14 protein-coding genes are annotated in these 14,260 nt (G+C 67.9%); 8 read left to right on the top strand and 6 right to left on the bottom strand.

All coding sequences use genetic code 11. The annotated features are described in order from the left end of the window. The first annotated feature begins 259 nt into the window (after positions 1-259). The 5 genes from C5E07_RS11495 to C5E07_RS11475 are packed head-to-tail and all read left to right on the top strand — an operon-like array spanning position 260 to position 3,091. Entirely contained in the window at positions 260-499 is a 240-nt protein-coding gene (locus tag C5E07_RS11495) for an antitoxin VbhA family protein (RefSeq protein WP_068481556.1), read from the top strand. 53 nt (positions 500-552) lie between these two features. Beyond that, positions 553-1,308: a Fic family protein gene (locus C5E07_RS11490; protein ID WP_181062311.1), complete on the top strand. Its 756-nt coding sequence runs from the start codon at positions 553-555 to the stop codon at positions 1,306-1,308. Between the two features lie 12 nt (positions 1,309-1,320). Further along, entirely contained in the window at positions 1,321-1,647 is a 327-nt protein-coding gene (locus tag C5E07_RS11485) for a hypothetical protein (protein ID WP_104299528.1), read from the top strand. After that, positions 1,644-2,255 (top strand): recombinase family protein, encoded by a 612-nt coding sequence (locus C5E07_RS11480; RefSeq protein ID WP_104299527.1) that lies wholly within the window; start codon positions 1,644-1,646, stop codon positions 2,253-2,255. The genes C5E07_RS11485 and C5E07_RS11480 overlap by 4 nt, the downstream gene beginning before the upstream one ends. Next, complete coding sequence (locus tag C5E07_RS11475) at positions 2,252-3,091, top strand: DUF5677 domain-containing protein (RefSeq protein WP_104299526.1); 840 nt, start codon at positions 2,252-2,254, stop codon at positions 3,089-3,091. Before C5E07_RS11480 ends, C5E07_RS11475 begins: the two co-directional genes overlap by 4 nt. 184 nt (positions 3,092-3,275) lie before the next feature. Here the strand turns inward: C5E07_RS11475 and C5E07_RS11470 are convergent, their stop codons facing one another. Further along, positions 3,276-3,656, bottom strand: a complete 381-nt coding sequence (locus C5E07_RS11470; RefSeq protein WP_104299525.1) for a hypothetical protein — start codon at positions 3,654-3,656, stop codon at positions 3,276-3,278. A 234-nt stretch (positions 3,657-3,890) separates the two neighbouring features. Between C5E07_RS11470 and C5E07_RS11465 the strand changes: the two genes are divergently transcribed. The 3 genes from C5E07_RS11465 to C5E07_RS11455 are packed head-to-tail and all read left to right on the top strand — an operon-like array spanning position 3,891 to position 6,895. After that, on the top strand, positions 3,891-4,307 hold the full coding sequence (locus C5E07_RS11465; RefSeq protein ID WP_104299533.1) for a MobC family plasmid mobilization relaxosome protein: 417 nt from the start codon (positions 3,891-3,893) through the stop codon (positions 4,305-4,307). After that, positions 4,304-6,034 carry a relaxase/mobilization nuclease domain-containing protein gene (locus C5E07_RS11460; protein ID WP_104299524.1) on the top strand — a complete coding sequence of 577 codons (1,731 nt, stop codon included), beginning with the start codon at positions 4,304-4,306 and terminating at the stop codon, positions 6,032-6,034. Before C5E07_RS11465 ends, C5E07_RS11460 begins: the two co-directional genes overlap by 4 nt. Positions 6,035-6,049: 15 nt before the next feature. After that, positions 6,050-6,895 (top strand): hypothetical protein, encoded by an 846-nt coding sequence (locus C5E07_RS11455; protein WP_104299523.1) that lies wholly within the window; start codon positions 6,050-6,052, stop codon positions 6,893-6,895. A gap of 64 nt (positions 6,896-6,959) precedes the next feature. Here the strand turns inward: C5E07_RS11455 and C5E07_RS11450 are convergent, their stop codons facing one another. The 5 genes from C5E07_RS11450 to C5E07_RS11430 form a co-directional block, all read right to left on the bottom strand. Continuing rightward, positions 6,960-7,700, bottom strand: coding sequence for a DUF4913 domain-containing protein (locus C5E07_RS11450; protein ID WP_104299522.1), 741 nt, complete (start codon positions 7,698-7,700; stop codon positions 6,960-6,962). Continuing rightward, on the bottom strand, positions 7,700-9,493 hold the full coding sequence (locus C5E07_RS11445; RefSeq protein WP_104299521.1) for a type IV secretory system conjugative DNA transfer family protein: 1,794 nt from the start codon (positions 9,491-9,493) through the stop codon (positions 7,700-7,702). Before C5E07_RS11445 ends, C5E07_RS11450 begins: the two co-directional genes overlap by 1 nt. Next, positions 9,490-10,950 carry a type IV secretory system conjugative DNA transfer family protein gene (locus C5E07_RS11440; protein ID WP_258063907.1) on the bottom strand — a complete coding sequence of 487 codons (1,461 nt, stop codon included), beginning with the start codon at positions 10,948-10,950 and terminating at the stop codon, positions 9,490-9,492. The genes C5E07_RS11445 and C5E07_RS11440 overlap by 4 nt, the downstream gene beginning before the upstream one ends. Positions 10,951-11,072: 122 nt before the next feature. Further along, entirely contained in the window at positions 11,073-12,584 is a 1,512-nt protein-coding gene (locus tag C5E07_RS11435) for an SCO6880 family protein (RefSeq protein ID WP_181057958.1), read from the bottom strand. Further along, entirely contained in the window at positions 12,571-14,148 is a 1,578-nt protein-coding gene (locus C5E07_RS11430) for a hypothetical protein (RefSeq protein WP_146080582.1), read from the bottom strand. Before C5E07_RS11430 ends, C5E07_RS11435 begins: the two co-directional genes overlap by 14 nt. Between the last annotated feature and the right edge of the window lie 112 nt (positions 14,149-14,260).

Genomic DNA, 14,260 nt, shown 5'->3' with positions numbered 1-14,260 from the left:
TCCTGGGCTTGGTCGATGGAGCGCCCTTGATCGTCCCGTGTCGTCATGTGACAAGGCTAGTGTGCGGTTTCCGCAGACTGTGATTGACCCGAAAACGATCGTTTGTGGGGGAGTGGTCGAGCCAACCGCCGTCGACGTCGACACGCTGAGTCTGGGCCGCCCGAAACTCTGCACCGAAACCCATACTGCCCGAAACTTCCTATAGACCGTTTTCGGGCGAGCTGGTAGACTTGAACGAGACCGACGAGAGGGGTCCATCATGGCCGCTGAGTTCAACATCGAGGCCCGCTGGCCGGAGCTGTTCGCGCCGCTCGACGACGCGACCCGAACGGCCGTCGTCAACACGTTCGCGTCGAGCTGGCACGAGGGTTGGGTGCCGAACCGCGAGGACGTCGAGAACCTGACTGATTTCGTGCGCGGCGCGATCGACGAAGCCGAGTACGACCGGCGCGCGGCAGGCGCTGCCGAGCGTCACCGCGCGCACGCCATAGCGAGCTGATGGCGTCGCAGTTCTCCTCCTGGGATTCGTACTTTTGGGAGCCAGGCGGCCCCGTGCTGCGCAATCTCTACGGAGAGCGCGACGGGGCCGTTTTGGCGCAGCGCGAGTACGCCGAGACGGGCAAGCAGCAGGCGAAGATCGAGCTGGGTATGACGCCGATCGCCAGGACCTATGACGCCGCGCACGTGCGCGAGATCCACAAGCAGCTCTTTGGGAACGTGTACGAGTGGGCGGGGGTGTACCGCACGGTCGGCATCCGGAAGAACCTCAGCGAGTTCGCGCATCCGGCCGACGTTCCGCAGTACCTCAGCGACGCCAACCGGATCATCCGCGGTGCTGATTGGTCGACGATGGATCGCGACCAGTTCGCGTCGGCTGCCGCCGAGGTCTACGCGTACGTCAACCAGGCTCACCCGTTCCGCGAGGGTAACGGCCGGTCGGGGAAGTTGTTCATGCAGCACGTGTCCGAGCTGAGCCCGTTCCGTATCGACTACAGCCCCGCAGTGTCTGGTGTGAGTTCGGAGCTGTGGAACCAGGCGTCGATGCTCTCTGGTCCCGATCGAGGGCAGTACGCGCCGCAGCCTGCGTCGCTCGTGCCGGTGTTCCGAGCGATGGCCGTGGAGCGTCCGCCGCAGCCGCCGAAGGCGACCGCGCCGGACCCGAGCCGCGACCCGATGCGAGATCGCTCGCCGTACCGGGCATCGTTCCCGAGACCGGCCACAGAGGCCACCCGGCCCGGCACCAGCGAGGGTGCCGCCAAGCGGCCCCCGCAGCAGCCGGGACAGCGCTACGACGTCGGTCGCGGCTGAGAGAGAGAATCCGTGTACGACACACTTCTACCCAATCTCATTGTCGGGCTTGGTCTCCTCGCGCTCGTCGTTGGTACCGTCCTTCTCGCCACCGGCCGCGGCCAGTTTGGCACCACCAAGCGCGGCGCTACGCGGCTCCTGTCAGCGTTCGTTCTCCTGCAAGCGGGAGTCTTCCTGTGGATGGTGTCGATGTGGGTCGACGGCACTGGGTCGCTGGTTGGCCGCGTCATCGCAACGGTCGGCGGGGGAGCGACGCTCGTGTTCGTCATCCCGGGCTTGCGGCGCATCCATCGAGTGCTTGCAGCGCGTCACGCCAGCTCTGCACGGGAGGAGTCGTGACGAACATCGTGGGGTACGCGCGAGTGTCGAAGCGGGAGCAGGACCCTGCCGCGCAGGAGGCCGAGCTGCGCGCTGCGGGAGCGGTGCGGGTGTTCGTGGATCACGGCGAATCGAGCCGCGTCGCGGAGCGGCCGCAGTGGCTCGCCTGCCTCGACTACCTGCGGGAGGGTGACACGCTCATGGTGCGTCGTCTCGACCGCATCGCGGGGAGCGAGACGATGGCAATTCAGGCCATCAGTGAGCTGCACGATCGCGGCATCGACATCAAGAGTCTCACTGAGCCTGACATCGACACGACGACGCCGATGGGGCGCGCGCTGTTCGGCATCGTCGCCGTGTTCGCGCAGCTCCGCGTGGATGCGATTCGGGAGAACACACAGCGCGGGCTCGCGCACGCGCGAGCCCAGGGCCGCGTCGGCGGCCGCCCGTCCGTGATGACGCCCGAGCGCACAACCCAGGCGGTGCGCATGCGCGCGGAGGGTCACAGCATTGCCGAGATCGCGCGAGTGCTCAACGTCGGCTCGTCATCGGTCTCGCGGGCGCTCGGCCGCGTCGACAACGACGCCGCGTCGAGCACCGCGCCCAGGCCGTCTGCTGGCGTCCAGTGACGCTGCAAGTGGAGGAGTTGCGGAACCTCATCGAGCACTTGCGGGCGCAGTGGCTGGAGCACGGGTTGCCCGCTCAGAAATGGGTCCAGCCAGCGGCGCGAAAGGGTAAGCACGTCGAAGATTTCGACGTCGCGCGCATCGCAACCGTGAAGGGCTTGGTGCGACATGTGCACGAGACTGCGACGGCCGTCGCGCTGCTCGCGGACCACGGGCATGTCAATGCGATGCCCCCACTCGTGAGGCAGATGTATGAGTGCGCGCTGACCGCAGTTTGGCTCATGCAGAGCGAAGACGATCATGGCATCAAAGCTGTCATAGCTGAGCATGCACCTAACCGCGCTGCGATCCAGAAAGATGCCCGCCGAGCTTCGTCCCCTGTATTCAGAGACGGAGCCGAAAAGGTTGCAGATACCGATGTCAGGCCCTTCGCGGACACCTTTGATTCGGTTCGCAATTTCGAGGGCGTCTGCAACGACCTGACGGCCGAAGAGACTGACGCCTACATCGTCTATCGACGGCTCTCCACTTACAGCCATGCGGCTCTCGAAGTGGTCGACCTGTACTTCGAGCGGACAGTTCCGCAGCGGGGGTATGCGCCGCTGTCGGAGCACGTGCCGAGCGAGGCCCTGGGCCTCCAGTCGCTGCTCCATATTGCCGCAAGCTCCATTGTCTGGAGTGCTCGTGCGTTCACGTATTCAGCGGAGAGTGTCCCCTACCGCAGCGCGCTCCGGATGGCGGCAAAGGAGCTAGAAATCTCGGCCGAGGTTTCGCTCAGTGACACTTACCGTAGGCGTCACGCGACGAAGCGCAGGGAACGTCGTACGAGTTCTTCTTAGCCAGCGGATGGTCTCAGCGTCGAGGCCGTGCACGGGCCGCACAGACGCTGCGCGACGTGCCCCGGCAAGGTGACGGTGTGGCCGGTGTGCGGGCGGACAGATGGGGTCCCGCTGTCCACCTGTGGGCGGGTGGAGCCGCGAAGCGTTAGGGCTCAGGCCGTCCACAGGTGGTCAGGGGGTTACGTCACTCAGCCGGGTTCTCGTCAGCGACGCCCGAGGCGTCGCTAGTGCCGTTATCCGGCGTGCTCTGCGCGGGTGACTTTCGCGCCTGCCGCTTGCGGACGCGCGTCTTCTTTTCGGGCTCCGGGTAGCCCACTTTTCGCAGCTCGTCGGCGGACCATCCGGCCGACTGTGCGGCGGCGTATCGCTTGACGTCCTCGCGCTCGGCTGCGGCGATCAGCTCCGCGGTTTCGCGCTGCACTTCTGCGAGCCTGCGCGCGGCATCGTCGCGAGTGTCTGCGAGGTTCTGTCGTGCCTCAGCGAGACCGCGAATCGCGCCGATTCGGTCCTCCTGGAGCTGCTGCGCACGCTGGACTGCTTCTTCCACACTCAGTTCTCTAGCCATGCCCTCCATCGTACGGAGTGGCATCGCCTTGCGCGACGTTTCACGTCGCCCAGAAGAGCGCCACGGCTGCGCCGCGGTCACTCCCGTCTGTCGACGGAAGTGACCTGCATGGACGCCCAGCGGGGAGCAAGCTATACAATCCGGTGCCCGGATTGAGCTTTTGCGGCTACATTGGCGTTAGGCCGGTCCGCGCACGAGGCGGGTTCGCTGCGCTGGGCATGGGAGGTGACGAGCATGGTTGATGAGGTCGAGGACTCCCGCTCGCACCGCAAGTCCGAGCGGCGTCGCCGTGTTCTTGGTGGTCGTCAGCACCGGCACGTCGTGCGGGTGACGCCCGAGGAGGAGGCTCGGCTGCTGTCGCTCGCGTTGGAGTACCACGTGAGCGTGCCGAAGTTGCTTGTTGACTCAGCTCTGGCCGGTGGTGCGGATGCCGCGTCGGTGAACGCGTCCGAGCGTAAGGAGCTGCTGGTGCAGTTGTTCTCGGCGCACCGGTTGCTGGCCGGTATCGCGAACAACGTCAACCAGATTGCACGTCAGGCGAACTCGACGAATGAGATCCCGTCCGAGACGAATGCGACGCTCGCTGCTGCACGTCGAGCTGCCGAGCGGATCGACGATTTGTGCGACCAGTTGGCCGGTGAGTTGTCATGATGCCGAACGTCACGCGCGGCGATCGCATGGCCGGGTTGATGACGTACCTGGTGGGCAAGGGGCGCGCGAACGAGCACACCGAACCGCACTTGGTGGCCGGGGATGCTGCGCTCATGGCTTGGCACGATGACGCCGAGCTGGGCGACGACGCTGCGCGTTCCATCGCTCGCCACCTGGACCGGCCGCGCACGTCGTTCGGTGTCGACGTTCCTGGCGGTCACGTGTGGCACGCCTCGCTGTCGCTGCGCGCCGAAGAGGGCCTGCGCACGGACGAAGAGTGGGGCGCGATCGCGCAAGACTTTGTGACGGCCATGGGGTTCGACGACAACGAGGGCACCAAGGCTCCGTGCCGCTGGGTGGCCGTTCGTCACGGTGTCTCGAAGGCCGGGAACGATCACATCCACATCGCCGTGAATCTGGTTCGTGATGACGGCACGAAGGCGTCGATTCACAACGACTTCCACCGGGCTCAGACTGTCGCGCGTGCGCTTGAAGTCAAGTACGGCTTGGAGCAGTTGGAGTCCACGAAGGGTGAGCGGTCGACGCGCGGTTACAGCCCCGCCGAGCAGGCCCGGGTCGAGGAGCGCGCGGCGATGTTCGCGCAGAAGAAGTACGAGCAGCAGGCCGAGCGATCGGCCGAGCCGATGCCGAGCTGGGCTGAGCTGGACGGCAAGGAGCGTCAGGTTCGCGTCGCCGCGGAGGTGCGACTGAACGTGCCCCGCAACGATCTCGCGCGTACCGTTCGCGGGGCTGCCGCAGCGTCCGACAGCGAAGGCGAGTTCGTGCGCCGGATGCGCCGCTCAGGCGTGCTCGTGCGGCCGCGGTTCGCGGACGGTCGCACGGACGTCATCACTGGGTACTCGGTCGCCGCCAGGCCCAAGGCCGGCGAGCGGCCAATCTGGTACGGCGGTGGCCACCTGGGCCGCGACCTGACGTTGCCGCGCCTGCGCGAGGGATGGCCGGACACCCCGACTGGTGCCACGGAAGCAGCCGCCGAGTGGAACGCCGCGAAGCGCGGCCAGCGCGTCGCAGCTCCGGGGCGTGAGAGCACCGAACCGGACCCCGAACTGTGGAGCCGGTATGCCAAGGAAGTGGGCGAACTGAACGAGCAGTTGCGCGCGGTCCCGATGGAGGATCGCGAGACCTGGCAGCGCGTCGCACGCGACACCGCTGGAGCGTTCGCGGCCTGGTCGAAAGCAGTGGAAGCAGAGCCGGGCGATCTCGCCGCGGCCGCCGATGCACTGTCGAAATCAGCACAGACGCACCGCCGCCCCGAGCGCGCACCGCGCTCCGGCATGGCGTCGATCGGCGGAGCTGCAATGTTGCTCGCCAGCGCCGCCCGAGGAGGGCAGGGGAAGGCTGCTGAGCTTGCCATGCTGCGTCAGCTCATGAACCTCGCTGGTGCCGTCTACGACGCCACAAGAGCAGCCGGGGAGCTGCGCCAGGCGCAGCTCATGGAAGCCGACGTGCGCGACCGTCTCATGCGTGTACGTCAAGGCCTCGCACCTGCCCCGGCGGCAACCGCCGGCACCGCATCGACGAGCACCGCGACCATCAGCGCCACTCGCGCGAGCATCGACGAAACGGTGGCCGAGGAGCTGGCCAAGATGGACCGCGCCGCGGAGCACCGCAAGAGCAAAACCAGCTCACCCGTGCCCGATCCGATCGAGCCAACGAAAGCACGCACGACTGCACGACCGGTCGCAGATCGCGGCCCGGAACGATAGAAGGGGAGAACGATCATGGCCGAAGAAGGCGATGGCATCGAGGAAGCATTCGAAGGGCAGATGCGCGTGCTCGTCACGGCAGCCGGCCGGGTCGGGGAGTCCTTCGCCCGCGGCCGCGAGGAGGCGAAGCGGCGCGCACTGGAGCGCAGCCAGCGCGAGGCCCGCGAGCTGGAGTCCCGCCTGGAGGCGGAACGTCGAGCGGCGCACGCCGAGTTCGGCAACGTCTATCGCAACGAGTGGTGGGACAAGGCCACTCCCCAGGACATCGGCAACACGTACCAGAACGCGCGCGCCTGGTCGAACGAGGACCCCGAGGCGGTGCGAGCTGAGGCGCGAATGCGCGACGAGCTGCGCAGCCGGTACGGCATCGACGTGGACAACACGCGCGCCGATCCCGCGGCCGTGCGCGAGGCCGTGGAGCGAGCTGAGCAGAACCGGGGGCAGTCGGACGCGGAACGTCAGCGTTCGGCCGCTGAGAAGGCCGAGGCGGACCGTCTGCTGCACGAAGCCGATCGCGCGGACAACGCGGCCGAGCGATCGCGCACCGAGGCGGGGAACGATCCCGACGCCGAGCAGCGCCACGAGGAACGTGTGCAGGCCGAGCAGCGCCAGGCGCTGGCCGATGCAGCACGCGACGCCGCGCAGCCGCTCTACGACTCCGCCGAGCGCCGCGACGCGACGGCCGTGGATCTCGAATCGAAAGGCGTGAGCCCGGAAGCGGTCAGCGCCAAGATGCGCGCGGACGTCAGCCAGGGGAAGCCGGCGACGGAAGCAGTCAAGGGGCCGGTGGGGAAGTCGCCCAAGGCGCGCAACTCGCGCGGCCGCACCCCGCAGGCGCAGCGCAGCGAACCGAGCCGCTGAGCGCGCAGCTCACGCACGAAAGAGGGACCGCACCTTGTGGGTGCGGTCCCTCTCTCGTTGGCGCTCAGCTCGCCGTCTGAGGCTCCTCGTCGACGCTCAGGCGCTCGTCCGGGAACAGCCCATCAGGCGGGGCCGCGTAGGGCAGCGGCTCGCCCTTCTTGTTCCGGTTCTCCTCGCTCTCCTTGACGCCGGCAAACGGGCCATCCGGGCTGAACAGCACGCCCATGTGGTGGTCGGCGTGATCGCGCCACCAGACGCTCATGCCGGTGCTCGGGTCCTGCCGCAGCTTCTCCCACGCACGCCACAGCGCATCGAGGCGGATCACCGCTTCGTCATACTCCCACCAGCGCGCGGCCCACACGCGGTTCTGCCCGTCGACGCGGCGACGGTAGGCACCGATCAAGTACTCCCGCACGAACTCGTCGACGGAGCCGTAGTACAGCTCCGGCTCTGGTTCTGGCTCCTCCGGCCCGTCGTCGATCGCCGCGAGCTGCTGTGCCGCGGCGTCCGCGGCGGCGGTCTCAATCCGGATGCGCAGATCGTCCAGCACGTCCTCATCCAGGAGACCGCCCACTGCCTCGTCAGCGGCCTTCGATGCCGACGCCGAGACCTGCTTACGGATCTCCTTGTGGAAGGCGACCGCGACCAGCTCAGACGTCAGCTCGGCCAGGTCGACGCCGAACGCCCGACCGGGTTCGCGCCGCGCGCGCGGCCGCGCCGGCTCCTCCTCGACAGCGGCCGGCTGTTCGTCGACGGCGGCCGGCTCAGTCTCGATGCCGGGTTCTTCCTCGCCCCACCTGCTCATCACGCCTCCCTGGTTGATTCGGCGCGCTGCACGGCAACCAGTTCGGATTCCGCTTCGTTGATCGTGCGGTGCGCCTGCGGGTCGTGGGCGGCGATCGACGCTTTCACCTGGTCGGCGTGCGCGCCGGTCATCCACGGCTGCGTGCGGATCAGGGTGGGCCGGTTGCCCGAGGAGAGCACCACCGCGCGACCCTTGGGCATCGCCGCGAGATCCGCGACGTCCAGGATGCGCTCACGCTGGAGCTGCTGGCTCACGCTGCGCCCGCCCCGCCCGGACGAGACCGATGAGGAGTGCCGGTCGTAATCACCGATGAGCTTGGCCAGCATCTCCAAGAACTCCGGTTCGGAGACACCGCCGCCGTAGACCTTGATGTTGGAGGCGCTGAACAGCTTCTGCATGCCGCCCGTGCCCCACACGTCGACGCCCTGCGACCACGACTGCAGAATCGTCATGAGGACGATTCCGCGAGATCCGTAGTGGCTATAAAGGTTCGGCAGCTCGCGCCACCGGCACACGTTCGCGGCCTCATCGAGCACGCCGAGCAGCGGCACCGAGAGGCGGCCGCCGGCCGAGTTCGCGGCCAGCTCTTCCGCTGCTTCCACGACGGCCACGGTCAGCGCCGTCACGAGAGGGCCGGCCGTGCCGCGGCCTTCCTTGGAGAGCGAGTAGAGCGTGCCGCCGTCGCGCACGAACGCGGTCGGGTCGAAGTGCGGGCGGCGATCGTCCGTTGAGCTCGCGCCCATCGGGTTCACCCAGGCCGCCACCTGGCGGTTCGTGAGGCAGGACGCCATCTGCTGCGCCGTGCCGTAGATGCCGCCGCGCTGCTTCTCTGGCGCGTTCACCACGCCGCGCACCTGGTCGGCGGTGAGCGTGTACCCGTGCTCCAGCAGAATGTCGACCGCTTCTTCCTCAGTCGGTCGGGTCAGCCATGAGTAGACGTCGGTGACGGGTCGCTGGTCGAGCGCTGCGGCGAGGAACAGCCCCGCGAGGAGATCCTGCCCCGCGGGGTCGAAGTAGGCATCCGTCTTGGCCCCCGCGTCGCGGGAGCCCGAGGCGAAGTGATCGGCCATCTTGGCCGCCTTCACTTCATCGGTCACGTACGACAGGGGGTTCCACCACCACGTCGGCTGCTCCAGCGCGATCGCCTGCGGATCGAACACCCACACGGGGCCGGCGGCCGCGCGAACGTCGCGCGTCGCGTCCACGACGTCACGCTTGTTCGAGGTCACCAGCACGCCGCCGGGAGCGTCGAGGATGGCCGGCACGGCACGGGAGGTCGTCTTTCCCGTGCGTGGCCCCCAGATATCGATGTGCATGTCTTCCCACGTGCCGAACAGGGGAGCGTTCGCGAGGGTTTTGCCGATCGGCACACCGATCTTGTCGCGCACCCCGAGGCGTTCGGCCTGCTTGATCGCGTGCTTCTTGCTGATGCCCTCGATGTCGCGGCCACGGCCCATGTACGCGGCCGCGCGGTCAACGCGCGTGCGCCGCTTCTTGAACCGGGAAGCGGCGATCATGCTCACCACGATCAGGGCGACCACGACGGCCCCGAGGCCGCCGACAATCCACCAGCCCGAGTTCGGCCAGGGGAGGTCGCCGGCCAGCGTCCCGAAGAGCACCTGGAACGGATCTCCGGAAATGACGGTGCCGCTGTCATCGAAGAAATGGCCGAGCCGCTGCGCGACGTTGACGATGAGGAGGCCACCAAGGACCACACCGATACCCGCAAACAGCGCGATCGTTCCGCTGTCGAGTCCGCCCGGATCGCGCCGACGATTGTTCGGAGTACTCACGATGCTTCCCCTTCCGTGTCACCGACGCGCGATTGCTCGTGCCAGCGGGTGTTCGTGTCGCTCATCAGGTCATCGGCGGCCGTGAACTGGACGTCGACGGGGATGCCTGGGCGCCCACCGACCTTCACGAGGAACTTCCCGCGCCCGGGAGGGGTCGCTTCCTGGTTCGTCGTCGGGTCCCAGGCGGGCGGGTCCTGCCAGCCGACCAGCAGCTCTTGCTCCGCACGAGAGAGCGGGATCGCGGAGGTGAGCTGCGACATCTCCGCGCCGGGGAGCCCGCCGCAAATGACCATGCCCGCGCGCTCCACGAAACCCTTCGCCTTCATGCGGTCCTCCTCCGAGGACAGCGCGAGGAGGTCGCTCATCGTGTGCGTGACCATCGCCATGCCCACTCCTCGAGTCCTATTCAGGCGAGTGAGTGCGTCCACGCGGTCGACCATGCCGCGGCCGGCGCGGAGGGCTCGCCAGAGTTCGTCGAGCACGACGAAGTAGTGCCGTCGTGGCTCCAGGCCGGCGTCCGCGAGGGCGTTCGCGACGTTGACCGTGCCGAAGCCGGCGGACCAGCACGCGAGCAGTGCTGCGGCCTGGAGGTCCATTTCTGAGTCGTCGATGGAGGAGACGTCGTAGACCACGGGCCGGTCGCGGCGCATCGGGTTCGTGGTCGGCTTGGAGAAGATCTCCCCGAGCCGGCCACCGCCCGTGAGGCCGATGAGGGAGGCTTCGAGATCTTCAGTGATCTCCTTGTACCGGACATCGCTGCCACGATCCAAAGCCACGGCCCGCACTTCCAGGGGCGGGTCCTGGATGACTTTGAGGAGATCGTCCAGCACGGGCACGCCCTCGTGGGTGTCGTCGAGCACCTTCAACGCCCGGTCGAGGATGGTCTCTTCCCGGTCGGTTGGGGGAGCGCCGCGCATGATCGTGAGGAGCGCGGAGACCATCGTGTGACGGCGGCCGTGCGCGTCCGCGAGGACTTGGAGCGCTTCTTTCTCGTAGCCCTCCGAGCGCAGCCGGCGGGCGGCTTCCGTGGACTCGCCGGGGTCGAGGATGTTGAGGTAGCCGCGGCCACGTCCCAGCTCGATGACCTGCCCGCCGAGCGCCTGGATCATCACCAGGTAGTCCGGCTTCAAGTCACCCAGCACCATGGGGATCACGCCGTACCCGGAAAGGCCGGCTGCCATGCGGCGGATGATCGAGGACTTCCCCAATCCGGGCTTGCCGAGCACGAACACGGATGGGTTAGAGATGAGCTTGGCCCGCTGGAACCAGGAGATGGGGTCGCAGCAGAGCGTCGCGCCCGTGTGAATGTGACGGCCGAGCGGCACGCCCACCATGGGCGTGCCGGTCCCGATGGCGAACGGCCAGAGGCCGCACACCTGGACCGTCGTGCCGCGCCACTCCTGCGGAGCCTGCACGTACGTGGACTCGCCCCGCCCCTTGCCGAGCCAACCGCGCATCCCCGGACGCTTAGGCCGGGTCGGCTGGGGCTCGGCACTCGAGGCACGCTTCTTCACAAAGGTCGCGTCCTTCGAAGCTTTTGTCGCATCTTTCGCTGGTTTTGTTGTGCGTCGCAGCAGAGTCATAGCTTGTCCCTCAGCTCGGCTGGCACCTTGACGTGCTTCTGGAGCACGAGTCCCAGCGGCAGGGCTGCCGCGAACGCGGAGTCCTGCGAGCCGAAGACCGGACGCACACGCAGGCGTGCGGTCGCGGCCAGGTTGTCGATGGCAGCCCTCGCGTCGGCCACCATGTCGAGATCGTCGACGGTCGCCGTCACGAGCACGCCGAACTCCACGAGGCCCGCGCCGGATGCTTCCTCCCGGGCCGTGGCTTCCGCAGCGCGGATGCCGAGGCTGTCACGGGCGGAGGGCTTTGCCGTCGCCGTCGCGCGGAACTGCGCGGCCGACAGGTCGGCCTCCACGATGGCCGCAGCTCGTGCCGAGTCGATCGGCCGGTACAGCAGCGTGATGCGCTTGCGCGCGATGTCACGGTGCGGGGCGAGCAGCTTCGCGAGGACCCCGGACTGCACGCTGCCACGAGGAGCGGAAGTCATCGACCAGGTGACCGAGTAGGCCGAATCGTGGCGGTAGCCGCCCCAGTCAGCCTGCGCAGCCGTAGGGCCGACGTCCGGCCAGGTCAGCTCGGGCGTCTCGCCGTTCGCGTGCGCCTCGTCGATCAGCGCGGCCGCGGCCGGGTCGTACGCGATGCGCACGGTCTCGCACAGCTCTTGCGCGGCGACCGGGTGCGCAGCTCCAGCGCCCGTCGCTTCGAGCCCCGCGGTGAGGCCTGGGATGCGAGCTGCCAGCTCGCGCGCCATGTCGTCGGCGCTGCGCTTCTTGCCGCCGGATCGCATCGTGGCCGAGAACGTGAGCGCCACATATGCCTTCACGGTCGAGGAGCCGGACGGGTACGAGTCCACGATGTCGGTCAGCATGCCGCGCGCGAACTCGGGCGCAGATGCGTCAATGTTCGTTGCGACCTCGCGGCGCAGGCGCGTGCCGGAGTCGGGGGCGGTTTCGATGGTGACGGCCGCGGCCTCCAGGCCCGGTTCGTCTCCGATGTTGGAGAGCCAGTGGCCCCAGTCGGCCACCCACGAGTCGACCTGTTCGGGGTCGACGAGCGCTGCTCCGTCGGGCTCGGTGCCGAGCACGATGGAGTACGAGAGCGTCGCTGGGGTGTAGATCAGCGCGAACGGTCGCCCGTACGAGTCGCGATGCTCGCTGAGCCTCGTCGGTGCTGCCAGGCCGGGGAGCTGGAATGTGCCCCAGTCGGTGCGGCCGATGGGGCCAGACCGGTACACGTTCGCGCCCCGGCTGCGCGCGGCGGCGAATCCAAGGCGGGTCGCGAGGCGGCTCACGACGGACTGCCCGTGGGAGTCCTTTGTGATGACGGCGAGCATGAGGATCGAGAGCACCCCGAAGGTGATCGCGGCCTCCAGCACTCCAACGAGCATCACGATGAGCACCACCAGCACGAGGCTGCCGAGCATGAGCGCGGTTCCCACGGACCCGAGCCCCATGAGGCCGGGGGAGGTTGGACGTCGCCAGTTCCCGTAGGTACGGGGGGCACGGTTGTTGGGATCAACGGCTACCATCTGGGCCGCCTCCTTCTCCAGTCGATTGCTCTCCGAGGTCCTTCACGGCTCCTGCCGCGGCCTTTCCTGCTTCTGCTGCCTTGCCAAGCGTCACGCCCGCGGCAGCTCCCGCGGCCATGCCCACTGGGCCGCCCGCGGCTCCTGCGGTCGCGCCCGCTGCGGCACCGCCGCCGGCTCCCGCTGCGGCTCCCGCGCCAGCACCTGCACCTGCACCAGCTCCCGCTCCTGCGGTTGCTGCGCCGGCACCGCTGGTCGCGGCTCCTGTCGAGGCTGCGCCGGAGGAGGGTGCGGCACCGGACTTCCCACCCGCGGCGCTCTGCGCGCCAGCGTTCTGGGCCGATGAGGCCGCGGATTGGCTACCGGACTTCCCACCTGTGGGTGCCGATGTCGAACCGCTGTCGCCCTTGTCGCCGGTCTTGCCGCTGTTGCCGTTCCCTCCGCCGCCTCCGCCAGATGCGAGACGCCCCAGGGCGGCTGCGCCGCTCGGGAGTGCTGCGAGGGCACCGGCCGCGAGCATCCCGCCACCAGCACCGGCCGCCATCGACCCGACCATGGGTGTGACGAACCGCAGGAGAGCCGGCATCGCGAAGAGGGCAATGATCATGAGCATCAGGCCCGTCAGGATGGCCAAGATGCCAGTGCCGTCGTCCTGAAAGACATCGGTGCCGGCCAGCTGGAATGCCGCGGCGTAGACGATCGCGGCGGCTGGCTTGTAGAGCACGAGGGCAATGATCCAGCCGATGCAGCGCTTGAACCAGGTCTTCCCCATCTCTGTGTTCGTCGCGGCTGCGGCGACCGGGAGGATGCCGACGAGGACGACGAGCATGCCACTACGGGCGACCATGAGCACGATCTGGAACGCAGAGGTCAGGATGGCGATGAGACCGAGAATGATGACGAGGATGGGCGCGAGTGCGCCGCCGACCGGGTTGCTGGTGAAGGCCAGAAGTGTCGTGATGTTTTCGCCGAAGCAGGCGCTGCCTTCGGTGTCCACCCCTGCGGGGCAGTTCGTCGACGCGTTCAGCACCCACACTGAGAACTGGTCGGCTGCGCTGATCAGGATGCCGACCATGGCCGTTCCGAACGCGGTGACCGCGATGAGCGTGATGAGGCTCTGCACGAGATCGCGGCCGGGCTCCGCGCGTTTCTCCCAGGCCATGCGGATGCCGCCGATGATGACCGACAGCACTGCGACGGCACCCAGAATCCACCAAAGGGAGGATTGAATAAAGAACGCCGCCCCGCCGACCCCCTTCGGGCCACTGCCGCGGACGATCTGGGAGATGAGGGCGCTTGCCGCGCTGATGAGCACGACACCACCGAGGATGAAACCGAGCTTCCCGACCGCCATGAAGCCCTCACCGGCACGCATCCGGGTCGCGACCTGCATGGCCAGGAAGACCGCGGAGATGACCGCGAAGACCAGACCGATCCAGGTCACCCATCCGAGCAGCACTTCAATCTCCGAGCCGATCGGAGGTGCACCCACGGCGTTCTGGTCGCCGGTGTCGGTCAGGTTCGGGGTATTGATGTAGACCCAGATCGTGCCGAGCGTAGCGACCATCTTGCCAACGCCTTCGGCGATAGCGTTGGCGAGGTCTTCGACCGCACCACTAGCGAGTGCTTGCGCCCCTTCTTCGATGTGGCAGTTGACGTCAAAGGCATTCCAGCCGTTG

This window comes from Pseudoclavibacter sp. RFBJ3 (assembly GCF_002931375.1).
Lineage (GTDB): Bacteria > Actinomycetota > Actinomycetes > Actinomycetales > Microbacteriaceae > Pseudoclavibacter.
This window is presented reverse-complemented; position numbering and strand designations above follow the sequence as displayed.

What these genes read in the sequence shown, in the direction of transcription:
- C5E07_RS11495 (WP_068481556.1), top strand. Translation starts at nt 260, where the DNA reads ATGGCCGCTGAGTTCAACATCGAGGCCCGCTGGCCGGAGCTGTTCGCG.
- C5E07_RS11470 (WP_104299525.1), bottom strand. Translation starts at nt 3,656, where the DNA reads ATGGCTAGAGAACTGAGTGTGGAAGAAGCAGTCCAGCGTGCGCAGCAG.
- C5E07_RS11465 (WP_104299533.1), top strand. Translation starts at nt 3,891, where the DNA reads ATGGTTGATGAGGTCGAGGACTCCCGCTCGCACCGCAAGTCCGAGCGG.
- C5E07_RS11460 (WP_104299524.1), top strand. Translation starts at nt 4,304, where the DNA reads ATGATGCCGAACGTCACGCGCGGCGATCGCATGGCCGGGTTGATGACG.
- C5E07_RS11455 (WP_104299523.1), top strand. Translation starts at nt 6,050, where the DNA reads ATGGCCGAAGAAGGCGATGGCATCGAGGAAGCATTCGAAGGGCAGATG.
- C5E07_RS11450 (WP_104299522.1), bottom strand. Translation starts at nt 7,700, where the DNA reads ATGAGCAGGTGGGGCGAGGAAGAACCCGGCATCGAGACTGAGCCGGCC.
- C5E07_RS11440 (WP_258063907.1), bottom strand. Translation starts at nt 10,950, where the DNA reads ATGCGCGGTTGGCTCGGCAAGGGGCGGGGCGAGTCCACGTACGTGCAG.
- C5E07_RS11435 (WP_181057958.1), bottom strand. Translation starts at nt 12,584, where the DNA reads ATGGTAGCCGTTGATCCCAACAACCGTGCCCCCCGTACCTACGGGAAC.
- C5E07_RS11430 (WP_146080582.1), bottom strand. Translation starts at nt 14,148, where the DNA reads ATGGTCGCTACGCTCGGCACGATCTGGGTCTACATCAATACCCCGAAC.